The 24212-nt window shown below is 74.0% G+C and carries 14 protein-coding genes; 3 read left to right on the top strand and 11 right to left on the bottom strand.

Annotation, left to right across the window (positions count from 1 at the left end):
* Positions 1-34: 34 nt before the first annotated feature.
* Positions 35-1039, bottom strand: coding sequence for a helix-turn-helix transcriptional regulator (locus ACZ63I_RS00595; protein WP_469333959.1), 1005 nt, complete (start codon positions 1037-1039; stop codon positions 35-37).
* Positions 1040-1140: 101 nt separating this feature from the next.
* On the opposite strand from ACZ63I_RS00595, the gene ACZ63I_RS00590 reads away from it, so the two are divergent.
* Both ACZ63I_RS00590 and ACZ63I_RS00585 read left to right on the top strand, forming a co-directional pair.
* The gene (locus ACZ63I_RS00590; RefSeq protein WP_469333957.1) at positions 1141-1539 is read left to right on the top strand and encodes a VOC family protein; all 399 of its coding nucleotides are present in this window, start codon (positions 1141-1143) and stop codon (positions 1537-1539) included.
* 84 nt (positions 1540-1623) lie between these two features.
* Entirely contained in the window at positions 1624-2472 is an 849-nt protein-coding gene (locus ACZ63I_RS00585) for a hypothetical protein (RefSeq protein WP_469333955.1), read from the top strand.
* Positions 2473-2493: 21 nt separating this feature from the next.
* On the opposite strand, the gene ACZ63I_RS00580 is transcribed toward ACZ63I_RS00585, so the two are convergent.
* From ACZ63I_RS00580 to bla, 3 genes are read right to left on the bottom strand one after another with little or no spacing between them, the layout of a single operon-like run.
* Positions 2494-3144, bottom strand: a complete 651-nt coding sequence (locus tag ACZ63I_RS00580) for a LuxR C-terminal-related transcriptional regulator (protein WP_469335490.1) — start codon at positions 3142-3144, stop codon at positions 2494-2496.
* Between the two features lie 26 nt (positions 3145-3170).
* Positions 3171-4514: a sensor histidine kinase gene (locus ACZ63I_RS00575; protein ID WP_469333953.1), complete on the bottom strand. Its 1344-nt coding sequence runs from the start codon at positions 4512-4514 to the stop codon at positions 3171-3173.
* A 33-nt stretch (positions 4515-4547) separates the two neighbouring features.
* Complete coding sequence (gene bla / locus ACZ63I_RS00570) at positions 4548-5480, bottom strand: class A beta-lactamase (RefSeq protein WP_469333951.1); 933 nt, start codon at positions 5478-5480, stop codon at positions 4548-4550.
* Between the two features lie 208 nt (positions 5481-5688).
* Here bla and ACZ63I_RS00565 point away from each other — a divergent pair, with 208 nt between their 5' ends.
* Positions 5689-6528 carry an SGNH/GDSL hydrolase family protein gene (locus tag ACZ63I_RS00565; RefSeq protein ID WP_469333949.1) on the top strand — a complete coding sequence of 280 codons (840 nt, stop codon included), beginning with the start codon at positions 5689-5691 and terminating at the stop codon, positions 6526-6528.
* 82 nt (positions 6529-6610) lie between these two features.
* Here the strand turns inward: ACZ63I_RS00565 and ACZ63I_RS00560 are convergent, their stop codons facing one another.
* The 7 genes from ACZ63I_RS00560 to ACZ63I_RS00530 all read right to left on the bottom strand — a co-directional run bounded on the left by ACZ63I_RS00560 (position 6611) and on the right by ACZ63I_RS00530 (position 23514).
* Positions 6611-8434, bottom strand: a complete 1824-nt coding sequence (locus ACZ63I_RS00560) for an ABC transporter ATP-binding protein (protein WP_469333947.1) — start codon at positions 8432-8434, stop codon at positions 6611-6613.
* Between the two features lie 27 nt (positions 8435-8461).
* On the bottom strand, positions 8462-9652 hold the full coding sequence (locus ACZ63I_RS00555) for a glycosyltransferase (RefSeq protein ID WP_469333945.1): 1191 nt from the start codon (positions 9650-9652) through the stop codon (positions 8462-8464).
* On the bottom strand, positions 9649-10494 hold the full coding sequence (locus tag ACZ63I_RS00550; protein ID WP_469333943.1) for an alpha/beta fold hydrolase: 846 nt from the start codon (positions 10492-10494) through the stop codon (positions 9649-9651). Before ACZ63I_RS00550 ends, ACZ63I_RS00555 begins: the two co-directional genes overlap by 4 nt.
* Positions 10495-10498: 4 nt before the next feature.
* Positions 10499-10822 carry an acyl carrier protein gene (locus ACZ63I_RS00545; RefSeq protein ID WP_469333941.1) on the bottom strand — a complete coding sequence of 108 codons (324 nt, stop codon included), beginning with the start codon at positions 10820-10822 and terminating at the stop codon, positions 10499-10501.
* Positions 10812-15530, bottom strand: coding sequence for a type I polyketide synthase (locus tag ACZ63I_RS00540; RefSeq protein ID WP_469335488.1), 4719 nt, complete (start codon positions 15528-15530; stop codon positions 10812-10814). Before ACZ63I_RS00540 ends, ACZ63I_RS00545 begins: the two co-directional genes overlap by 11 nt.
* 122 nt (positions 15531-15652) lie before the next feature.
* Complete coding sequence (locus ACZ63I_RS00535; RefSeq protein ID WP_469333939.1) at positions 15653-22786, bottom strand: SDR family NAD(P)-dependent oxidoreductase; 7134 nt, start codon at positions 22784-22786, stop codon at positions 15653-15655.
* A gap of 410 nt (positions 22787-23196) precedes the next feature.
* Positions 23197-23514 carry a MerR family transcriptional regulator gene (locus ACZ63I_RS00530; protein WP_469333937.1) on the bottom strand — a complete coding sequence of 106 codons (318 nt, stop codon included), beginning with the start codon at positions 23512-23514 and terminating at the stop codon, positions 23197-23199.
* Positions 23515-24212: the final 698 nt, after the last annotated feature.

Below are 24212 nucleotides of genomic sequence, written 5' to 3'. Positions count from 1 at the left end.
GTGGTTCCTCTGTGGTCGCTTCCGCCGGACGGGATTACGATCCGGACCGGTCCGGATCGTAATCCCGTCCGGCGCTCTCGTCCAGCCTGCGGGCCAGCGCGCGTACGAGATCGCGCAGCTCGGCCGGGCGCTCGACGGCGAACGGGCAGTCGAGAGCGGCGATCACCGGGGGAATCCAGTCCAGCCGCTCGGCCCTGATCCGGACCTGGACCCAGCCGGTGTCCCCGTCGGGCCCCGCCGGGACGGCGGACAGGGTGGCGATACCGGCCGGGAGCCGGCGGCGGATGTGCTCGGCGCTGCCCTTGATCCGCAGGGACACGTCATGGGCCCACGGGGTCCTGGCGAGGCTGTCCACCACGGTGGCCGCCGGATCGAAGCCGGCCGGCACGGCGAAAGAACCGGGTTGTACGCGCAGGGCGGCGATCCGGTCCAGCCGGAAGGTGCGCACCTCACCGCTGTCCGGATCGGCGCCGGTCAGGTACCACCGCCCGGAATGCGCCACGAGTCCGTACGGCAGCACGGTGCGTTCGCTGCCTTGCCCCGTCCGGTCGGTGTAGCTGATCGCCACCGGCCGCCGCCCGCGCGCCGCCTCGGCCAGCTCCAGCAGCACATCCGTCTCGGGGGCGACGCCGGGCCGTGGCGGCGCGGTGAAGTCGGCCGTCGCCAGCAGCGCCTCAAGACGCTGCCCCAGCGCCCGGGGCAGCACCCGCCGCAGCTTCGCCGCCGCACTCTCGCCCGCCGCCGCCGACGTGGTGACCAGACCCGCCCGCTGACCGGCCAGCAGACCGAGCAGCACGGCCAGCGCCTCCTCGTCGGTGAGCATCAGCGGCGGCATCCGGTAGCCGGGCGCGAGCCGGTAGCCGCCGTAGCGGCCACGCACCGAGTCGACGGGCACCCCCAGCTCCAGCAGATGGCCGACGTAGCGGCGCACCGTGCGCTCGTCCACGTCCAGCCGGGCGGCCAGGTCGGGCACCGTGCGCAGCCCGCCGCTCTGCAGGATCTCCAGCAGGGCGAGCACCCGGGCGGTCGATGTGGTCACACCGGCAAGTCTGCCTCGGATACCGGGCGGATCCTGTCCGGTATCGGACGTAGCGTTCGAGATGTCCGCACGTTCAGCGCCAGCTCTGACAGGAGCCACTCATGAATTTCGTATCGGTCCGGGTCATCACCGACGACGTCGCTCGTCTCGTCACGTTCTACGAAAAGGTCATCGCCGTCCCGGCCGCGTGGTCGACCCCCGAATTCGCCGAACTCGTCACGCCGTCGTGCACGCTGGCCGTCGCCGGGACCCCCACCGTGGCCCTGTTCGGCGCCGGCACCGCCGAGCCGGCCGCCAACCGTACGGTGATCATCGAATTCCGGGTCGCCGACGTGGACGCGGAATACCGGCGGCTGACCGACCTCGACTGCGAGCTGGTACAGACCCCGACGACCATGCCGTGGGGCAACCGTTCGCTGCTGCTCAGGGACCCGGACGGAAATCTGCTGAATCTCTTCACGCCCGTCACCGCCGACGCGGTACGCAGGCAGGACCGCTGAGGCAGTCGGGGTGTGGCTGGCCACACTCCAAGTGGATGGCGTACTGCAATGACCCGGCGGCGGCGCTGCGACATGGTCGTCCGTATGCGATCACCATCCCGTCCCACCAGCACGTTCGGCGTGCTCACCGCCCTCGCTGTGGCCCTCGTCCCCGCGTTCGTCTACGCTCCCCGCCCGCTGGCCGCCGCCGTCTCCGGCCACGACTACGGCAGTCAGGGCGATCTCACCGACAGCTTCTCCGAGACGTTCGTCGGTTACTGGAATTCCGGCGACCGGCGATACACCCCGGACCTGGCGAGGGTCGTCGACTACTGGTCCGCCTATCACGTGGTGAAGGCGGTGGCCGCCGCACTGCTGCTGGGTGTGCTCGTCGCGCTCGGAATTCTCCTCCGGAAGGCGTTTCCGCAGACTACGGGACAGCGGACTGCGGGAAAGGGGAGAAGAACCGCTGTCGCGTCGGCCGGGGCAGTCGTCACGGCGCTCGCGCTTTTCTCCGTCGTGCTGCTCATGGCCAATGTCCAGGGCGCGATTGCCCCCTTCTCCTCACTCCTTTCGCTGCTGGACCGTCCGCCGCACGGAGCACTCGCCGACGCCGTCCACGACATACGCCGGCGGCTGGCCGACTATCCGGAGACCGGCGCCGGAACTCCCCCCGCCCTCAGGGTGATGGTCGACGACTTCGCCCGCTATCACGTAGTGATAGCCGTCGCCGCGACGACGGTGGTGGCCGTCCTTGTCGCGCTGAGCGTGGTGGCGTGGAAGCGGTTTGTCCGGACGGACGCCTCCGACCGGCGGGCGCGGCGGCTGTTCAGGTCGTTCGGCCTCGGCTGGGCCGTGGTCGCCGTCCCCTTCGTCGTCATCGCCGTGGCGAATGTGACCGTCACGGCAGATCCGGCGCCCGCCCTGCTGGCCTTCTTCGAAGGCGGCTGGTGACAGGCGGCTGGTGACAGGCGGTCAGGCGCTGAGGTTGAGATAGGCGAGGACGGCGAGCACCCGGCGGTGCTGGGCGTCGTCGGGCGGCAGCCCGAGCTTCGCGAAGACGTTGCCGATGTGCTTCTCCACCGCGCTGTTGGACAGCACGAGCCGGCGGGCGATGGCCGTGTTGGAATGCCCCTCGGCCATCAGCCCCAGTAGCTGCCGCTCCCGCGGGGTCAGCGCGGCCAGCGGGTCGTCCCGGCGCCGGCCGGTCAGCACCTGGGCGACCACCTGCGGATCGAGCACCGTCGCGCCACGGGCGACGCGCGCCAGGGCGTCCAGGAACTCCTCGACCTTGGCGACCCGGTCCTTCAGCAGATAGCCGACGGCGCCGGACCCGTCGGCGAGCAGCTCGGCGGCGTAGGACACCTCCACGTACTGACTGAGCACGAGCATGGGGGAGCCCGGCAGCTGTCCGCGCGCGGTGATCGCCGCCCGCAGCCCCTCGTCGGTGTGCGTCGGCGGCATCCGTACGTCGACGACCGAGACGTCCGGGCGGTGTGCGAGCACCGCTTCGACCAGGGCGGGGCCGTCACCGACGGCGGCCACCACCTCGTGACCGTCCTCGGCGAGCAGCCGGACCAGCCCCTCGCGCAGCAGCACGGCGTCGTCGGCGACGACGATCCGCAGCGGGTCCCGGGCGGCCGGGACGGAGGTCAGCGACATGGCAGCGCCGCGCTGACCGTCGTAGGGCCGTCCTCCGGGCTGTCGACCCGGAGTTGGCCGCCGACCGCCTGCACCCGGTCGGCCAGCCCGCTGAGTCCGTGGCCCTTGGCCAGAGCCGCGCCGCCCACCCCGTCGTCCGTCACCCAGACCCGCAGGGTGCCCTCCGCGTGCCGCATGCCGACGGTGCAACTGCCGGCACAACTGTGCTTGGCCACGTTCGTCAGCGCCTCCGCGACCACGAAGTAGGCGGCCGTCTCCACGGCGGGGTCCAGCCGGCCGTCCGTCGGACCGGCGTCGAGTGCGGCGGGTACGACACAGCGCGCCGCCAGCGCCGACAGCGCCTCCCGCAGCCCCCGGTCGGCGAGGATCGGCGGGGCGATGCCGCGTGACAGCGCCCGAAGCTCGTCCAGCGCCTCCTGGGTCTGCACGACGGCGTCGGCCAGTGCCGCCCGTACCAGTTCCGGATCACGGTCGAAGTGGTGCTGGGCGCGGCCCAGTTCCATCGCGAGCCGGACGAGCTGCTGTTGGGGCCCGTCGTGGATGTCGCGTTCGAGCCGGCGCAGGGCCGCCGCCTCGGCCGTCACCGCTGCGACGGCCTGCGCGCGTGCGGTGTCCCGCTCCCGCTCAAGACCGCTGATCCTGCGGTGCAGCGCGGACATGTCGGACAGCAGCGCCTGGCCCAGACCGGCCTGCGCGGCCACGCACACCCGGGTCACCAGCGGCAGGGTGGCCAGCAGCAGGACGGCGAGCGTGAGCGCGAAGGCGAGCCGCCCGCCCGGCGACGTCAGCCCCAGGCTCAGGGCGACGTGGGAGCGCTCGCTGCCCGCGTACAGCGTCATGGGCCGCAGCGATCCCGGCGTGACCTGGCTGCGCAGGGGGTACGTGGCGGTCGCGACGCCCGCGAACCACCACAGCGCGGTGACCGCCGAGGTCACGAGCACGACGGGCAGCACCAGTACGGCGTGCGCCAGGTCGAGCCACAGCCCCGGGTCGGCCGCTTCGGGCGTCCCCTTCGGCCCCGGCCGCCGGGCCGCTGTTGTCGCCCCCGTCCTGCCCGCCTGGGACCGGGCGGCGCCGATCCGCCACCACTCCAGATCGCCCGGCCACCGCGCCGTCGCCAGCGCGCGGGCCGCGAGGCGCGAGCCGCGCGGCAGCAGCGAGGCGGCCGCTCCGGCGCACAGAGCGCCGGTCACCAGCAGCAGACCGGCCACGGCGCTGACCGGCGCGGTGAGGAGATACAGCGATTCCACGAGCGTGCGGCGCCCGAAGCGGGCGGTGGACCGGCCGCCCGGCCGCCACCGACCCGCGACCACGGAGAGCGACGACTGAGCCATGCCCCACAGCTTAATGTCGCCCCGGCGCGGTCCTCAGACGATCGCACCGAGCGCGATCCTCGCTGCCCGCGCGATGAGCGCGTCGTCGCGTTCGGCGTCCTTGGTGTCCCGGCGGGACATGACGGCGAGGACGACGGGAGGGGCGGCGGGCGGCCAGAGGACGGCGATGTCGTTGCGGGTCCCGTAGCCGCCCGTACCGGTCTTGTCGCCGACCTGCCAGCCGTCGGGGGCGCCGGCCCGGATCGTGGTGGCGCCGGTGGTGTTGCGCTTGAGCCAGTCGGTCAGCACGGCGCGCTTGTCCGCCGGGAGCGCGGCGCCGAGTACGTACGCCCGCAGACCGGCGGCGAGGGCGCGGGGCGTGCTGGTGTCGCGTACGTCTCCAGGGACCGCGTCGCTGAGCGCGACCTCGTAGCGGTCGCATCGCGTGACCTTGTCCCCGAGCGCGCGCAGCGCGTCCTGGAGGGCCCGGGGGCCGCCGATGTGGCGGAAGAGGAGGTTGGCCGCCGTGTTGTCGCTGTAGCGGATCGCGGCGTCGCACAGCTCACGCAGGGTCAGGCCGGTGCCGACGTGCTTCTCGGTGATCGGCGAAGCGGACACGAGATCGGCGCGGTCGTAGCGTACGAGCCGCTCGGTCTGCCGGAGCGAGTACCGGTCCAGGACGGCGCCGGCGAGCAGCGCCTTGCAGGTGGAGGCGTAGGCGAAGCGTTCGTCCGGCCGGTGTGTGACGGTCCTGCCGCTGCCGGTGTCGAGCGCGTACACGCCGAGCCGCGCGTCGAACTCCCGCTCAAGGCCGCCGAACGCGCCCTCCGTACGAGGAGCGGCGGGCCGCGGCGCCGAGGACTTGGCGGCGACCTGTTCTCCGCGATCGCTGTCACCGCAGCCGGCGAGCGGCAGGGCCGCCGCCCCGGCCAGCGCGGCGAGCGCGGTACGCCGGGAGAAGGGGGTCCGGGTGTGCGTGGGGGGCATGGGGTACCGACTCTCCTTTTCGGTTTCGTCCCGCAGTCAAACCCGCCCATGACGCCCATGTCGAATCTGCTCCCGCCGGGGAAGCGACGGGTCCCGCGGTGCGACGTCTGCCGAATACCCTGGATTTTTAACGGAGTTATAGATTCCGACTCATTCGGCTGATAGTCAGGTGTGGTCACTTTTTCCCCCCACGTACACGGGAGTTCGCATGCGTCCCACACGCGCACGCAGACCACTGGCCGCACTTGTCTCCGCGGTCGCCGCCGCCGCTCTCGCCTTCGCCGCCGCCCCGGCCGCGCAGGCCGCCCCGGCCGGCGCCGAGGCCGCCGGGAAGTACGTCGCGCTCGGCGACTCGTACGCCGTCGGGCCCGGCACCCGCACCTACGACGACCCGAACGACGCCTGCCGGCGCGGGCCGCTGGCCTACCCCCGGCTCTGGGCGTCGCAGCACGCCGCCTCGTACTCCTTCGTGGAGGCGTCCTGCTCAGGGGCGACCGCCGCGGACATCAAGACCCAGCAGGTGCCGCAGCTCACCGCGGACACGACGCTGGTGACGGTGCAGGCCGGCGGCAACGACGTCGGCTTCGTCAGCGTCCTGGAGAACTGCGTCCTGACACTGGACGACCAGGACTGCGTCAACGGCGTGGAGGCGGCCAAGGCCGCCGCCACCGGCCTCCTGCCGGGCACGCTCGCCGACACCTACGCGTCCATCAGGGCGGCGGCGCCGAGCGCGCAGGTCGTCGTGGTCGGGTATCCCCGGCTGTACACGATCGGCGGCAACTGCGGCATCTTCGGGCTGAGCGACACCGAGCGCAGCGCGCTGAACTCGGCGGCCGACGTCCTCGACGGCGTCCTCGCGCAGGCGGCGGCGAACGCGGGCTTCACCTTCCTCGACCCGAGGCCGGCCTTCGACGCGCACTCCATCTGCTCGGGCAACGACGTCTGGGTGACGAGCCTGGAGTGGGACAAGCTGGACGAGTCGTACCACCCCAACCCGGCCGGACACAGCGGGGGTTACCTGCCCGCGCTGAACGCCATCACGGGCTGATCGCGGGAAACATGACGGTGGCGCGGATCCTCGGATCCGCGCCACCGTTCGTTTGCGTCCGTCAGTCAGCAGCGTGCGGATGTCAGGGGCGGTCGTCCACGGCGGCCACCAGCATCTGGGAGGCGGCGAGATCGCGGTAGAGGGTGTCGGCGCCGACCAGGTCGCCGTGCGAGCCCGAGGCGCGAATCCCGCCGTCCTCCAGGACGATGATCTGCTCGGCGTCGGTGACCGTGGACAGCCGGTGGGCGATCAGGATGACCGTGCAGCGCCGCGCCGCCTGGTCCACCGCTTCCCGCAGGGCCTGTTCGTTGCTCGCGTCGAGCTGGGCGGTGGCCTCGTCGAGCAGCAGCACCTCGGGCCTGCGCAGCAGGGCGCGCGCGATGGCGAGGCGCTGGCGCTCCCCGCCGGACAGGGTGACGCCCCGGTTGCCGACCTGGGTCTCCAGCCCTTCGGGCAGCCTGGCGATCAGGGAGTCGAGCCGGGTCAGCCGCAGCACCTCGGCGATCTCCTCGTCACCGGCGCCGGTCGCGGCGTAGCGGAGGTTGTCGCCGAGGGTGCCCGCCATGACCGGGGACTCCTGCTCGACGTAGGCGATACGGCGGCGCACCTCGGCGCGTGGCAGGCCGGCGATGTCCTGGCCGCCGATCCGGATGGTGCCCGCGTGCGGCTCGTAGAAGCGCTGGAGCAGCGCGAACATCGTCGTCTTGCCGGCGCCGGACAGTCCGACCAGGGCGGTACGGGTGGCGCCCGGCACGGTGAAGCTGATGCCGCGCAGGGCGGGGCCGCGCCCCGGGTAGCCGAAGTGGACGGCGTCGAACTCGACCGGGGGCGCCGGTGCGGGCCGCTCGGCGGGCGGCGCCTCCCGCTCGGGCAGGTCCACGTCGTCCTCGGCCGGCAGATGCCTGATCTGCTCGATACGGACGATGGCGCCGAGGCCCTGCTGGAGCATGCCGAGGCCGCCGAGGAGCGAGGCGATCGGGCTGGCCAGGTAGAAGACGTAGAGCAGGAAGGCGATGAGCTGGGAGGCGTCGAGGTCCCCCGAGGCGACCAGCGCGCCGCCGACGCCGAGCACCGCCAGGAAGGCCGCCTGGATGGCGACGCCGGAGAGCACCTGGACCAGGGCGACGTACTTGGCGCCGGTCAGACCCGCCTCGTACGCCTCCTGGACGGCGGCCTCGGCGCGGGCGGTCTCCCGGCCCTCGGCGCCGTTGGCCTTGACGGTGCGGGCCGCGCCGAGCGACCGGTCCAGGGCGGCGCCGATGGCGCCGACGGAACTCTGGGCGCGGGCGACGGCCTCGCGAATGCGCGGCAGGACGAGCCCGAGGAGCGCACCGGTGCCGAGCAGGACGGCGAGGGTGACGCCGAGCAGGACGAGGCTGACCGTGGCCATCAGGACGACGGCGCCTGCGACGGTGAGCAGCCCGTTGGTGATCATGACGAGGCCCTGGGTGGCCGCGTTCTGCACCAGGGCGCTGTCGGAGGTGACCCGGGCGACCAGATCGCCGGGCGGGCGCCGGTCCAGCTCGGGGACCTTCAGCCGGATCAGCCGGAAGACCAGTTCGCGGCGGATGGAGCGGACCACCTGCTCCGACGTCCGCTGCTGCCACCAGGACTGAAGACCGGTCAGGACGGCGCCTGCCACCACCAGCACGCCGAGCAGGACCAGCGCGCCGGTGACCGTCGTACCGTCGGCGAGCGCGTCCAGCACCGACTGCGCCACCAGCGGCTGGACCAGTCCGCAGCCGCTGGCGACCAGGGCGAGCAGGAGCGAGCCGAGGAGGACGAACCGGTGCGGGCGGGCCTGTTGGAGCAGGGCCCGCAGCGGGCGGATGCCGGGGTCCGGCGGCCCGTCGGCCACGGGGTTCGGCGCCTCCGGCGCGGACGTCGGACGGTCTGTGGTGGTCATGGGGTGCTCCGGGGTGGGGGGATGCGCTCAGCGGCCTGCGGATGCCACCGGGTGCGCCGTGGCGAGCTGTTCGATGTGGTCGGCGGCGGCGCGCCGGCCGCCGGCGGCGCGGAGCGACCTGCCGATGGCCTCGGCGGCGGTGCGGTGGCCGCCGGTGTCGTCCAGGACGGTGCGCAGCGCGTCGGCGAGCTTCGGCGCGTCGACCCGTCCGAAGCGCACCCGGATCCCGGCGCCGGCCTCGGCCACCTGGCGGGCCACGATCGGCTGGTCGTCGCGGATCGGCGCGAGCACCAGCGGCAGCCCGTTCCAGAGGGCTTCGCAGACGGTGTTGTGGCCGCCGTGGCTGACCACCGCCCTGGCCCGGGGCAGCAGTTCGAGCTGGGGTACGTATCCGCGCACCAGGACGCCGGGCGGCGGGTCGGTGAGCTGGCCGCCCGGGTCGGCGACGACGCCCTGCACCCGGTCGGCGAGCAGGGCGAGGGCCGCGGCGGCCTCGTGCAGGAAGCGGGCGCCCGCGTCGGTGTTGGCGGTGCCGAGCGAGACGAAGACCAGCTCACGTGACGGGTCGAGGGCGTCCCACGGGAAGCCGGGGTCCGCCGGCCGCTCCGCGATGGCGGGGCCGACCAGATGGACCCGCTCCCAGGGCAGGTCGGCCGTGTCGCCGACGAGTGCCCGGCTGGTGAAGGCGAGGACGCCGTACGGGGAGAACCGCGGGTCGTGGGTGGCGGCCGGGTCGCCGATCGCCTCCCGCAGCGCGTCCAGCCGGCCGGTCAGCCAACCGGCCACCTTGGGCAGGTCGGCCAGCGGGTCGACCAGTTCGGCCGAGGTGCTGGCCGAGGTGAAGTACGGGACGCCGAGGCGCTCGCAGACCAGCGCGCCGGCCACCGCGTGCTGGTCGGTGACGACCGCGTCCGGGCGGAAGGACTCCACCGCGCTCGCCACGACCGGCGCCATCGCCTCGGCGAGCGGGATGAAGAAGTCCGCCCAGAGGAAGCGGAAGGCGGCAGGACCCTTCAGGGTCGGCGGCCGGACCAGTTCGCTGGTCTCCGGCAGGACGCACTCGTGGACGACGGCCGCGGGACCCGCAGCCGCCCGGATGCGGTCCGCGTAACCGCACCACTCGACCTCGTGGCCGCGCGCCGTCAGTTCGGCCGCCACGGCGACCAGCGGGTTGATGTGCCCGGTCAGCGGCGGTACGACCAGCAGGAAACGGCTCACCGGGCCGCTCCGGCCCAGGCGTCCGCCCGGCGCGCGTGGTGCTCGCGCACCCAGTCGAGGACCAGGTCGAGGGTACGGGCGGGCTGCTCGACCAGGACCGAGTGCCCCTGGTCGGGCAGGACCACCGTGCGGCACCGCTCGACCTTGGCCTCCAGCTCCGGCACCTGGGCGCTGAGCCCGGAGTCGGCGCCGAAGACGGCGAGCAGCGGGCAGCGCAGCGCCGACAGGTCGTCGTCGATGAGCCGCCCCGCCGGGATGTCGTCGGCGAGCGTGGTGGTCGCCAGGATGTGCGCGGCCTTACGGGAGAGCCGCGCCGTGTGCGCGCCGTGCCGCTCCTTGATCCACTCGATGGCCTCGTCGCGGACCAGGTCACGGCGGGCGTGGGCGAGACCGTCCGCGATATGGCCGGCCCAGGCGGCGACCGGCGGCTCGGACTCCAGCATGGTGAGGGTGGCGGTGCGCTCCGGGTGCCAGGCGGCGAACCCCGCGGCGACCGTGCCGCCGAAGGAGTTGCCGACCAGATGCACCTGGCGGTGCTCGCCCAGGGCGTCCAGAAGCCGCGCCAGGTCCTCGACGAAGTGCTCCAGGCGGTAGCCGGTGGGCGGCCGGTCGGTGCGGCCGTGCCCGCGCAGGTCGTACATCACGGTGTCGATGCCCGCGGCGGACAGCGCGGGGCCGAGGGTGAAGTAGTAGCTGGCGAGCGAGTCCGTGAGCAGACCGTGCACGAGGACGACGACGGGGGGCTCCTCCCCGCCTGCCGGGCGCGGGGCCGAGCCGCCGGCCGCGCCCGCGGGGAGCTGCTGCACATGGGTGGTGATGTCGCCGGTCAGTTTCTTCGCCATCCGGTCAGCTCTCCTCGGTGGCGCGGAGCGAGGCCGCGACGTAGTCGGCGAGCTGGCCCACGGTCAGCTCGATGATCTCGTCGAGCTCCAGGTCTGCGATGAACAGGGCGAGATTGACGCGCTCGCCGTAGTGCTCGCGCAGCAGGCCCGCGAGGGAGACCAGGTCGATGCTCTCCAGCTCCAGGTCGTCGTGGAAGAGCGTCCCGCGGTCGATCTCGGCATCCTCAAGACCGGCTTCGGGCAGCTCGCGCAGCGTCGCGGCGATCTGCGCGAGGACGGTCTCCTCGTCGACGCCGGTGGCCGTGGGGGTGGGGGCCTCACTGGTCATGCTGGCTCTCCTGACTGACTGGATCGGTGCCGCCCGTGGTCCAGGCGACGACGTAGTTCCGTTCGGGCAGCCCCTCGGGGGCCGCCACCTGGTCGCAGCGCACTTCCCAGGCGCCGCCCGCGTGCTCCACCCGCAGCAGACCCGCGCGGGCCTCGACGACCCGGAAGTCCTGCGGCCGGCCGCCGAGGCCGGTGCCGCGCTCCTTCGCGACGGCTTCCTTGGCCGCCCAGAAGCGGGTGAACCACAGGTCTTCGCCCTCGTCGCCCGCGGCGACGGTACGGGCGAGGAGCGCGCGCTCCTCGGGGCCGCAGGCGGCGGCGACGGTGCCGGCCGGCCTGGCGGTGACCTCTTCGATGTCGATGCCGCAGGGGCCGCGCCGGGCCAGCGCGACCGCCGCCTCCGCGCTGTGCGCGAGGGAGACCGTCAGGCCGGTACCGATGTCGCGGCCGTGCACCCCGGACACCACGGGCCGCCCCGCCGCGTCGTTGTGCAGGGCGATCTCGGCCGGGTAGACGTCCTCGGCGCCCTCCGCCCAGAGCAGTGCGCGCACCGCGTCCTTGGCGGCGATCCGGCCGAGCAGATGGCCGCGCCTGCGGGTCGGGGGCCGGGTGGCGTAGCGCTCCCGCTCGGCGCCGCCGAGCATGTTGCGCATGATCAGGTCGCGGGTGGCGAGATCGGGCCAGCGCTCGTGCACCACGTGCCAGCCCTCGGGACGCGCCTCGGAGAGGGTGTTGCGGCCGGGGAAGCGGTCCACCAGGCGGATGCCGGGGTCGGTGTCGAACCGCCGGTCCGTCCAGCCCGTGCATTCGGCCCAGACCCGGCCGTCGAGGACGAGTTGGATGTCGGCGGTGATGGTGAGGGGAGTGACCTCGGTGAGGCGGATGTGGCAGTCCAGGGCGGTGCCCGCCGCCGGTTCCGGGCCGTAGAAGTCGATCCGGGCCATACCGACGGGGAAGACCGTGGTGCGTTCGGTGAGGCTGGCCATGATCCAGTAGCCGAGGAGCTGGCCGACGTTGTCGAAGAGCGCGCCGGGCGCGCCGGGCGCGGTGAGGACGCCGCGTACGTGCCGGTCACCGATCGCGGTGAGTTCGGTGACGCCCTGGAAGTCAGGGCCGTGGAACATCCACCGCTCGGAGTAGAGCTGTTCGGCGGTCAGTTCGGGGACGCGTTCGGCGGCCGGGTCCACCGGCCAGACGGCGGGCGGGGTGCCGGGGCCGGCGGCGAACTCGACCTCGGCGCCCGCGAATCCGGTGAGCCCGACCTCGATCCGGTCCTGGGCCGAGCGGCGCACGGCGACGGGTACGTCGCTGGCGGGCATGGCCTCGATCCACCGCTGGAGCCGGACCTTGTGCACGGCGGCCACCCGCTGCGTCTCCTGTGGCCTCTGTGCGGGCATCGCCTGTTCCGCGATACGGACGAGGTGGTCGATGACGGTCGTCGCGGGCACGATCGGCCAGCGGTCGGCCTCGTCGGGCCAGCCGGGCCGCTGCCGGAAGAAGCAGTGGTCGAGCAGGTACGGCATCCGTTCGACGTCGATCCGCAGGGTGGCGGGGACGGTCGCGAGGTCGGCCGCCGGCACCGCGGCGGGCGGCGGCGGGGCGGACAGAGGCTCGGTGGGTGACGGTACGGCAGGTGACGATGCGGCAGGTGACGATGCGGCAGGTGACGATGCGGCGGCTGCGGATCGTACGGCCGGCGGCCTGCGCCGGGCCGGTACGCGCGGACCGCGGCGCTGCCCGAGCGCGTCGAGGAGTTCCGCGGCGGCCGCGTTGGAGTGGGTGAGCAGCGCGGAGAACTCGGCGGCCACCGCGTGGTGTCCACCGGCGCTGCCGAGCCGGTCGAGCGCGTCCGCGTGGGCCTCGGTCCTGCCGGACGGGACGGCGGCGAGGGCGGCGGCGGGTACGGGCGCGGGGGCGGCGGCGGGCGCGGCGAGGAGGCCGTGCCCGGCGGCGGGCAAGGTGACCAGGGCGCCACCGAGGTCGAGCCTCATCGCGGCCTTCACCCTGGTCCTCACCCCCGTCTCCGTCCCCGTCGTCGTCCCGGCAGGGGCGCCCAGCGGGGTGACGTCCGGGGCCGCGCCCTCCGTCCACAGCGCTGTCGTCACCCGGCGGAGCTGGGCGAGGCTGTCACGCGAGGTCGAGTGCGCGGAGACCACCAGGCGGTCGCGGCCCGCGAGGGTGTCGTCCAGGAGGGAGCCGAGCTGGCCCGCGCCCAGCGTCAGGAAGGCGCGGAAGCCCGACTCGTACATCGCCAGGGCGAGTTCGCGGAAGCGGACGGGTTCGAGCAGATGGCGTACGAACAGCTCCCTTACCGCCGCCGGTTCGGCGGGGAAGGGCGCGGCGACCGTCGCCGACCACACGGGGGTGTGCGGCGGGTGCAGCGTGTACCGCTCCGCCGCTTCGCGGATCGGGTCCAGGTAGGGGGCGAGCATCGGGGTGTGGAAGCCGGAGCGGAAGGGCAGCACCTGCGCGACGACACCCTCGGCGCGGAAGGCGGTCACCAGCTCGGCGACGGCCTCCTCGGGTCCGCAGATCATCGACTGGTTGGGGGCGTTGTCGTGGCTGAGGACCACGTCGTCGCGGCCCGCCAGCCGGTCCAGGACCCGTTCGGCGGCGGTGCCGAGCACGGCGAAGGCCAGTCCCGGCACCCGCAGCGCGTCCGGGTCGAAACCGGCCAGGAAGGCGTCCACCTCCTCGGGCGCGTGCACCCCGGCCGCCGCCATCGCCGTCCACTCCCCCACGCTGTGCCCGGCCACCGCGTCGGGCGCCACGTCCAGGCGGCGCAGCGCGGTGTCGAGGAGCCGGCCGAGCTGGAAGACGGCGGCGCCGTGCCGGCCCACGTCGCCGACCTCGGCCTCCTCGTCGTACGACCAGTCCAGGCCGAGCCGGGTGGCGAGTTCGCCGACCCTCGGGGTGAACTCGGCCTCCAGGCCCGGGAAGACGAAGGCGATACGGCCGCCCGCCGGGCCGAGGACCGGGCGCGGGGTGAACCACACGTCGCCGCGCCCGCGCCAGGGCTCGCCCTTGGCGACCGCCTTGCGCGCCAGCTTCAGCCGGCGTGCCGTGGGGTCGACGATGCCGAGCCGTACCGGTCCCGCCGCGGGCCCGCCCGTCTCGGGGAGGCTCGCCGCGAGCACGGCGCTGTCGTCGGCGTCGAGCAGGGCGGCCAGTTCGCCGGGGGTCCTGGCGGCCAGCCGCAGGACGCGCTCCGGCTCGCCGACGGTGACCCGGGGGCGGCGGCCGGGGACAGCGGCGGGCTGTGCGGCGGGCTGTTCGATGATGATGTGCGCGTTGATGCCGCCGAAGCCGAAGGCGTTGACGGCGGCCCGGCGCGGGGCGCCGCCGGCGACCGCGTCCCAGGGGCGGGCCGTGGCGAGCGTGCGGAACCGGGTCGCTTCGAGCGCCGGATTGGGGTCGTCGCAGTGCAGGGTGGGCGGCAGCGTCTCGTGGTGCAGGGCGAGCGCCGCCTTGATCAGACCGGCCACGCCCGCCGCCGGCATGGTGTGCCCGATCTGCGACTTCACCGAGCCGATGACCGCGCGGCCCGCCGTAGCTGGGCCCGCCGTAGCTGAGCCCGCCGTTGCCGGGTCGGCCGTCGCGGAGTCCGTCGGCGCCGGGCCGAACACCTCGGCCACGGTGGCGAGTTCGGCGCCGTCCCCGGCCGCCGTCGCGGTGCCGTGGGCTTCGAGGAGCTGGAGCGCGTCGGCGGCGCGCGGGTCGAGCCCGGCGGCCTCCCACGCCTGGCGTACGGCCCGGATCTGGCCGCCGGGGTCGGGGTTGAACAGGCTCGCCGAGCGGCCGTCGCTGGCCACTCCCGTCCCCCGGATCACCGCGTAGATCCGGTCCCCGTCACGCTGCGCGTCCGCGAGCCGCTTGAGGACGACCACACCCGTCCCCTCGCCGATCAGGACACCGTCGGCGTCCCGGTGCAGCGGGCGGATGCGCTCGCTCGGGGAGAGCGCGCCGAGCTGGGTGAAGACGCTCCACAGGGTGAGGTCGTGGCAGTGGTGCACCCCGCCCGCGAGCATCACGTCGCAGCGCCGGGAGGTGAGTTCGCGTACCGCGTGGTCCACGGCGACCAGCGACGAGGCGCAGGCCGCGTCCACGGTGTAGGCGGGGCCGCGCAGATCGAGCCGGTTGGCGACCCGGGAGGCGACCAGATTGGGCACGAGCCCGATCGCGGACTCCGGCTCCTCGGGCCCGAGCCGTTCGCTGAATCCGGCTCGTACCGACTCCAGTTGGGCTTCGTCGAGTTGCGGCGCCAGCTCGCGCAGGGTCTGCACGAGCTGGTTGGCGGTGCGGATCCGCTGGTCCAGGCGGACCAGCCCCGGCGTGAGGTAGCCGCCCCGGCCGAGGACGATCCCGGCGCGTTCGCGACGGGCGGGCAGCACCGAGTCGCCGCCCGCGTCCTGCAGGGAGCGGTACGCCACGTCGAGCGCGATGAGCTGGTCGGGGTCGGTCGCGGGCACCGACTTCGGCATGATCCCGAACCGGGTCGGGTCGAACTCGGCCGCCCCGTCCACGAATCCGCCGCGCCGGCAGTAGAAGCGGTCGCTGCGGCGCCCGGCCGTCGGGTCGGTCGCCAGGGCCGGATCGTAGAAGAGCGGGTCCCAGCGGTCGGCGGGCACCTCGGTGATCGAGTCCACGCCGGCCTCGATGTTGCGCCAGTAGGTCGCCAGGTCGGGGGCGCCGGGGAAGAAGACCTCCATGCCGACGACGGCGACCGGCTCGGCCCCCGCCGCGGGCTCTTCGAGGGGCACGAGGGATGCGGGTTCAGGGGGTGCAGGTTCAAGGGGTACGGGTTCGAGGGGTGCGGCGGAGGACATCGCGGTCACCAGCCCGACGCGGTGTAGACGACGGTGTGCTCGTCCGGGGCGCCGTAAGCGAGTTCGCGCAGCAGGCTGAGCGGGCCTTCCTCCAGGTCGATCAGTTTGATGCCGCGCGCCGCGTACGAGCGCATCAGCTCAGGGCCGACCATGCCGCCGCCGGTCTCGGAGGCGGCCCACGGGCCCCAGTGCACGGTCAGCCCGCGCCGCTCGGCCCCCGACCAGCGGCGGCCCAGCTCTTCCAGGGTGTCGTTGGCGCTCGCGTAGTCGCTCTGGCCGCGGTTGCCGAGCGCGGCGGCGATGGAGCCGAAGAGCACGGCGAAGCGCGGGCTCACCGGCAGCCGGTCCACCGCTTCGAGGACGGTGCGGGCACCGTCGGCCTTCGTGGTGAAGACCCGGGCGAAGGACTCCGGGGTCTTCTCGGCGATCAGCTTGTCCTCGATGAGCCCGGCCGCGTAGACCAGTCCGTCGAGCCGTCCGTACTGCGCGTACACCTGCTTGACGGCGGCGCCCGCGGCCTCCGTGTCCAGCACGTCCACCCGCTGGTACTCGACCTCGCTGCCCGCCTCCCGCAGGGCGGCCAGGGTGGCGCGCACCTCGCGCTCGGCGAGGATCGCCGACACCCGGCGCTCGGTCTCGGCGGGCGTGGTGGTGAGTTTCGCGGCGACGAGGGCCCCGCGCAGCGAGGCGCGGTCGGTGGCGGCTGCCGTGACCGGGTCCTCGAAGGGCGCGGGCTGCGGGGTGCGGCCGAAGAGGACGAGCCGGCAGCGGGCGGCGGAGGCGAGGGTACGGGCGAACCGGGCGGTGATGCCCCGGGCGCCGCCGACGAGCAGGACCACCGCGTCGCGGTCGAGTCCGACGGCCTCGGCCTCGGCGGAGCCGTCACCGGCAGGTCCCGCGCCGCTGGTGGCGATCGTGCCGAGCGGGGTGAGCCGCAGTCGCGGGGCGCGGCGCGTGCCGCCCTCGTCCAGCAGCACCACCGGTTCGTCCTTGGGCGCCGCGAGTTCGGCGAAGAGGGCGGCGGCGGCCTCGACGGCGCTCGCCCCGTCGGGGACCTCGGCGAGCGTGGCGTGCGTCTCGGGGTATTCGCGTGCCACCGTACGGAAGAAGCCGCGCAGCCCGCTGGGCGCCCCGGCGCCGCGCCGGTCGGCGGCGAGCAGCCGGCGCGGCCCTGCGGCGAGGATCCGCTGGTAGAGGGGGAAGGCGCCGGGCAGTACGGGTTCTTCGGCGTCCAGCGGCGTCAGGTGGACCACCGTGTCGGCGCCCTCGGCCGGCGCTTCGCCGTCGGGGACCAGCTCGGTCTCGACTCCGGCCTCGGCCAGCAGCGCGCCCAGTGCGGTGGCGGTCTCGCCGCCGCCGACGAGCTGGACCCGGCGGCCCGGCTCCGGGCGGGCGGTGACCGGTTCGAGGAGGTGTTCGGTGAACAGCAGCCGCTGCGGGGCTGTGATCTCCGGGCGCGGTCCTTCGACGGCGGTCTCGGCGGGCGCCGACGGCAGGGCGGGGGCGGGCTCGGCCGCGGGACCGGAGCCGACCGCCGCTTCCAGCAGTGCGCTGAGCGCGGCGACGGTACGGGCCGCGCTGAGCGCTTCGAGGTCCGCCTGGGCCGCGTCCAGCGAGAGCCGGGCGCCGAGTTCACCGGCGATCTCGGTGCGCTTGATCGAGTCGATGCTCAGGTCGGCCTCCAGATCGAGGCCGGGCTCCAGCATCTCCACCGGGTAACCGGTGCGCTCGGCGACCACGGCGAGCACGGTGTCCAGGACCGGCAGGGTACGGTCCTGCGCGCCGGTCGCGGCGGGTGCGGAGGCGGCGGACGGGAGCGCCACGGTGCTGCTGCCGAGCCGGGCGGCGAGGAGCGTGGCGATGCCCTCGGCGGTACGGACCCCGCTCAGCTCCTCCAACTGCTCGCCGCCTTCGGCGGGGATGCCCAGCCTGACGGCGAGTTCGCCGGCGATCTCGGTGCGCTTGATCGAGTCGATACTGAGGTCGGCCTCCAGATCGAGACCCGGCTCCAGCATCTCCACCGGGTAACCGGTGCGCTCGGCGACCACGGCGAGGACGGTGTCCAGGACCGAGCCGGCCGGAGCCGCGGAGGCGGCGGGCGCGGCGGCCGGTGCGGGGGCGGCGGCCTGCGCTGTGGTGAGCGCCGGGACGACATGCGCGGCGGGGATCACCTGCGTCGCCAACTGGGTGGTGCCGGGCGGTGGTTCGGGTGCCCCCAGGTAGGAGAGCAGCACGTCGCGCTGGGCGGAGACCATCTCCCTGCTGCTGCGCAGGAATTCCGCGATAAGCGCTTCGGGACCGGCGGCAGGCACGGGGAGATGGCGCGGGTCGGACACGGTGAACTCCGTCACGGGTCGGGCGGGCAGCAGGGCGTGCGGCGGGAAGGCGCCGTCGGCGCGGCGCAGCAGGTGGCCGTCGACGGTGAACCCGGCCCGCCGGACGCCCTTGGCGGTGGCGGGGTCGACGCTGTCGCGGCCGGTGAACAGCGGCCGGGTACGCAGTTCCGTACCGCTGACGGCGAGTTGGGCGAGCGCGGTCAGGAAGGCGGGCAGTCCGGCGTCGCGGTTCTCCGCCAGCGGTACGGTGCGGTGCGGGCGGTCCCCGAGCACGTTCGCCACCAGGTTGCTGAGCACCCGGCCAGGCCCGGCCTCGACGAAGACCCTCGCTCCTGCCTCGTACATCGCCTCGATCTGTTCGGCGAAGCGGACCGGGGAGCCGATCTGGGCGGTCAGTTCGGCGCGGATGCCGTCGGCGTCGTCGGGGTAGCGGGCCGCTGTGCGGTTGGCCCAGACGGGGAAGGCCGGGGCCGGCAGGTCGAGCCCCGCGAGGTGGGCGCCGAAGTCCGCGCCCGCTCCGTCGAGCAGCGGGCTGTGGAAGGCGCAGGCCACCTTCAGCGGCTTGGCGGTGTAGCCGGCGTCCTTCAGTTGCGCGACGGCGGCGGCGACCGCCTCGCTCGGGCCGGAAATGACCGTCTGGGTGGGCGAGTTGTGGTTGGCGGCCACGACATCGGCGGCCAGCTCCGCGAGGCGCAGCACCTCCTGGACCTGTTCCGCCGAGGCGCCGACGGCGGCCATGGTCCCCGCGTCGCCGTCCGGGACCCGGCCGAGGATGGCCTCGGCGCGGGCGGCGCTGGCGGCGAGCAGCTCCTCGGGGGTGAAGACTCCGGCGGCGGCGAGCGCGGCGAGTTCGCCGTAGCTGTGGCCGCCGGCCATCGCGGGGCGCACCCCGAGCGAGCTGAGCAGGTGGGTGGCGGCGAGCGCGGTGATGCCGAGCGCGGGCTGGGCCACGGCGGTGTCGGTGAGCCGGGCCTGTGCGCGGGCCGCGCCTTCCGCGTCGAGCGCGGCGGGCGGGAAGATCGCGCCGGCCCAGCGGGCGCCGATGTGCAGCGGGCGGTGGAGCGCGGGGAAGGCGGCGAAGAGCGGCGCGAGCATGCCGGGGCGCTGGCTGCCCTGGCCGGGGAAGAGCAGCGCGAGCTGCCCGTCGGCGACCTCCTGCGGCACGGCGGCGGCGAGGTGGATGCCGTCGGCGGGGGCGTGTTCGCCCTCGGCTGCCCGGCGCAGCAGCTCCGGCAGCTCGGCCGATGTGCGGGCGACGACGGCGATCCGTACGGGTTCGCCGCGCACGGCTGCCTGGTCGCTGCGGTGGGCGGCGTGGTGCGCGAGGTCGCGCAGCCGGCTGTGGCCGCCGTCCTGCTCGATCAGGGTGAGCAGGGCGCGGACCGCCTTGGCGGCTGCCTCCTCGTCGCGGCCCCGGAAGGTGAACAGCTCGGCGGGCCAGGCGTCCAGGGAGTGCGCTGCGGGCGCCTGGTCGTGGGCGCGCAGGACGACGTGGAAGTTGGTGCCGCCGAAGCCGAAGGCGCTGACGCCGGCGACCCGGTCCGCCGGTTCGACGGCCCAGGGGGCGGCCGAGGTGTGGAAGGCGAACGGGCTGGTGGCCTGCTCCCAGGCCGGGTTGGGGGTGCTGAGGTGCAGGGTGGGCGGCTTGACGCCGTGGTGGAGCGCGAGCGTCGTCTTGATCAGTCCGGCCAGTCCCGCCGCGCACTTGGTGTGCCCGATCTGCGACTTGACCGAACCGATGGCGCAGGAGCCGGGTTCGGCGCCGTGCTCCTGGAACACCTCGGTGAGGGTGGCGAGTTCGGTGCGGTCGCCGACGACGGTCCCGGTGCCGTGCGCCTCGACCAGGCCGACCTCGGCCGGTGAGACACGGGCGTTGGCGTAGGCGCGGGTCAGGGCGGCGCGCTGGCCTTCGGGGCGCGGCGCCGTCAGGCCGAGGCCGCGGCCGTCGCTCGCGCTGCCGACGCCGTCGATGACGGCGTAGATCCGGTCGCCGTCGCGTTCGGCGTCGGCGAGGCGCTTGAGTGCCACGCAGGCGACGCCCTCGCCGAGCGCGATGCCGTCGGCGCTCGCGTCGAAGGTGGCCGAGCGGCCGGTGGGCGACAGCGCGTGCACCGAGGAGAAGAGCAGGTAGTCGTTGATGCCGTTGTGCAGGTCGGCGCCGCCGCACAGGACCAGGTCGCTGGTGCCGGTGACGAGTTCCTTGCAGGCGGCGTCGACGGCGGTGAGCGAGGAGGCGCAGGCCGCGTCGACGGTGTAGTTGGCGCCGCCGAGGTCGAGCCGGTTGGCGATGCGCCCGGCGATGACGTTGGCGAGCATGCCGGGGAACGAGTCCTCGGTCAGCTTGGGCAGTTGCTCGTCGAGCCCGGCAGGCAGCGCGCCGACGTAGGCGGGCAGCACGGTACGCAGGGTGGAGGCGTTGGCGAGGTCGCTGCCCGCCTCGGCGCCGAAGATCACCGACGTACGGCGGTGGTCGGCGTCCGGCCCCTCGTACCCGGCGTCGGCGAGTGCGCGCCGGGCCGCCTCCAGGGCGAGGAGCTGCACGGGTTCGATGCTGGGCAGCGAGGCGGGCGGGATGCCGTAGCTCAGCGGGTCGAACGGAATGCGGGGCAGGAAGCCGCCCCAGCGCGAGGGGGTGCGCTCGCCGTCGCCGTCGGGCGCGTAGTACAGCTCGGGGTCCCAGCGTTCGGCGGGCACCTCGGTGACGCTGTCGGTGCCGGACATCACGTTGGCCCAGAACTCGCCCAGGTCGCGGGCGCCGGGGAACATCGCGGCCATGCCGATCACCGCGACGCGCAGCGGCGCCGGTGCCTGTGCGTCGGCGGGGGCGGGGACCGCGGCGGCGCGCTCGGCGAGCCAGCCGGCGGCGCCCTCCGTCACCTCCCGGTGCAGCGCGGCGACGGTGGTGGCCGCGGCGCGCAGCACGCTGACCTCGCCGGCCATGAACATGCCCTCTGCGCCCTGGCGTTCCTCGTCCACCGCCCGCAGGTCGTCGCCGATCCGCTCGACGCCCTTGGACGCGATCCGCAGCCGGCCGACGTTGAACCGCTCCAGGCGCTCCCAGACATCGCGGTCCGGCACGCCCTGGGCGGTGAGGTCGTCCCGCAGCGCGGCGAAGTCGCGGGTGACCTCGCTGGCCGCGCACCGGGTGGCGTGGCCCGGCGCGGTCTCCAGCAGATCGGTGCGGTCGGCGGCGATGACCCGCTGCTGGAACAGCGGCCGGATGGCGCCCGCGCCGACGGCCTCGGCGGTGAACAGGTAGGCCGTGCCCATCAGTACGCCGAAGGCGGCGCCCGCTTCGGTCAGCGGCGCGGCGACGGTCGCGGCCATGGCGGCCGACCGGGCGTCGTGGATGCCGCCCGCGAAGAGCACGGTCAGCTCGCCGGCCGCCGCGGGGTGCTGCCCGGCGAGGAACTCGCGCAGCACCTCGGTCTGCGCCTCCCACAGCGGGAAGCTGTTGCGCGGCCCGATGTGGCCGCCGCACTCGGCGCCCTCGAAGATGAACTTGCGGGCGCCGGCGGCGAGGAACTGCCGCAGCAGCCCCGGCGACGGGACGTGCAGGAAGGCCGATATGCCCTCCGCCTCCAGCGCCGCCGCCTGGGCGGGACGGCCGCCCGCGATGATCGCGTGCCTGGGCTTCACCTCCCGTACGACGGCGAGCTGGGCCTCTTTGACCTGCTCGTCGGCGAAGCCCAGGATGCCCACGCCCCAGGAGGCGCCGTCGGGCAGCGTGTCCCGGGTGCGCTCCAGCATGGCCCGGGTCCGCGCCGCGTCGGCGAGGGCGAGCGCGAGGAACGGCAGGGCGCCGTCGGCGGCCACGGCGGCCGCGAAGGCGGGTTCGTCGCTGACCCGCGTCATCGGGCCCTGGGCGACGGGCAGTCGGGTGCCGAGCGCGCGGGCCCCTGCGGACCCCTCGGTGAGCGCGGCGCCCGCCTGCCCCCCTGCGGTGGCCCGGCCGATCGCGTCGCGCACCCCTCGTACCGCTTCGGCGACGGTGGTGGCCCTGGCGGCGAAGGAGCTTGCCAGGTAGCCGTCCTGACCGACCGGCAGCAGCCGCCGCGCGGGATCGGCTTCGGCGAAGGCGCGTTCGGCGGCGGCGCTGTCGGCGGGCGGCTCAGGTGCCCGCGGGCCGCGGCGGCGCAGGAAGCGCACCCCGTCGAGGAGGACGCTCTCGGAACCGTCCAGCGAGCCCAGTGCCTCGACCGTCTCGGCGTCCGGTTCGGCCTCGTCGAGCAGCGCGAGCTGGACGTCGAGCACCACGCCTGCCGCTCCGCCGGCGACGGCGGCCGCGGCCGTGCGCGGACCGATGCCGCCCCAGGCCCAGACGGGGACGGTGATCCCCGGATCGGCGAGCGCCCCTTGCAGCAGGACGAACGTACTCAGCTCACCGGCCCGGCCGCCGCACTCGCTGCCGCGCGCCAACAGCCCTGCGGCGCCCGCCTGTACGGCGTCGGCGGCCCCGGCCAGGCTGCTGACCTCGACGAGCACGCGGCGCCCCGGGAAGTCGGCTGCGGTGAGCGCGGGATCGGCGAGCAGCACGGTCGTGGCGCCCTCGGGAAGGTCGGCGACCCCGACCGGACATCCGGGCCGCACCCGCACCCCGAAGGGCCGGCCGCCGGACCAGCGGGCGGTGCGCTCCAGGACCTCGACGGCTTCGCGGCGGCGTCCGGGCAGTTCGAGCACGCCGAGCGCGCCTGCCCGGCCGGCCGCCGCCGTCAGGCGGGGGGATGGGCGGTGCAGCGGGTTGACCGCGAAGACGGCGTCTGTCGGTGCCTCTGAGGGCGCAGGGGTGTCGAGCGTCCGCATGAGAGTCTCCTGTGGGGGGAGTGGTCCGCCGTAGTCAACTGTGGTCATGACAAGCGGTCAACCCGTGACCGACAGTCACGATCACCCCTGTTCTACGCGGGTAACCCCCTCACGAACGTCGAAAACCGCGCACGCGGGGTGCCACCTGAGACATTCCTGAACACCTCGCGACCGCGCAACGCCCGGCGAGTGAATGTGTCATGTGGCAGCAACACAGATGTTGCAACGACCTCATCGGACTGTGTGGCAGATCACGCTTTTTTTTAACGCTCCAGCCGAGCGCGGCCCAGGTCACACACTCTCTGTAGCGAGGGAACAGCGGGAACGGACCGAGGACACGAAAAAAAGCCCTCCGAACTGCCGTTTCCACCGGCAAAGCACCGGCGAAGCCCCCACAACCGCCGCGACAGTCAACCGGCTTCGGCGCGGCGGTATTCGGCGTTGATGCGTTTCGCTTCTTCGAGCTGGTCTTCGAGGATGACGATGCGGCACGCGGCCTCGATCGGGGTGCCCTGGTCGACGAGTTCCCGGGCGCGCGCCGCGATGCGCAGTTGGTAGCGGGAGTAGCGGCGGTGTCCGCCCTGGGAGCGCAGGGGGGTGATCAGGCGGGCCTCGCCGATGGCGCGGAGGAAGCCCTGGGTGGTGCCGAGCATCTCGGCGGCCCGGCCCATCGTGTAGGCGGGGTAGTCGTCGTCGTCAAGACGGCTGAACGAGTCGTCTGCTGTCATCTCGCCTCTCTGTGGAACACGCTGGAGGGGCCTTGGTGCCGTACGGCACCAAGGCCCCGAAGGAACTGCTACACCATCTGCCGGCCGACTACCGCGCCGGCCTTCTGTGTCCGCATGCCCACCCGGGGGAGGATGGGGACTGCGGGGATCGCGGTTGCTTGACCGGAGACCACCTCACTATCGATGTCCTGCGGTACCCGGGCTCACGTCATCCACCCGGGCGATCCTGATGGCGCCTGGCTCCTCCGTTCTTCCCTCTGGATCAACTACTCATAACGGGTACTGCGTACTGCGGATACCTCTGGCGACCTGGCACAAGCGCCGCTCTTCGGCAGCCAGCCCCGTTGCCCGTCCTGCGTCTGCTCTGGCTTGGAACCCCACTGCCGAACTTCCCGGTGCGCGCGCCCGCAGCCGGCGCCTTCACCAAGGTGCTGCTCACTGTCTTCGCTGCTGGTACTGCGAACTTCACCTGCGCGACCGCCGTTGCGGTCCGCTCGCGGCGGCCCCTGATGACTGCGGGCCACCCGGTCCGGTCGTCAGCCCCGTCGCCGTCCTGCAAAAACCTGGCTTCGAAACTCCACCACCGCACCGTCCTGCGTACTGCTACTACCTGTACTACTGCCTGGCAGTTCGTCCCTGCCGGGCCTTGCTGATCTCGGCTACGAGAGAAACCATAACCACACCGCCCACCAATGTCT

This window comes from Streptomyces sp. NPDC087906 (genome assembly GCF_055584925.1).
This window is presented reverse-complemented; position numbering and strand designations above follow the sequence as displayed.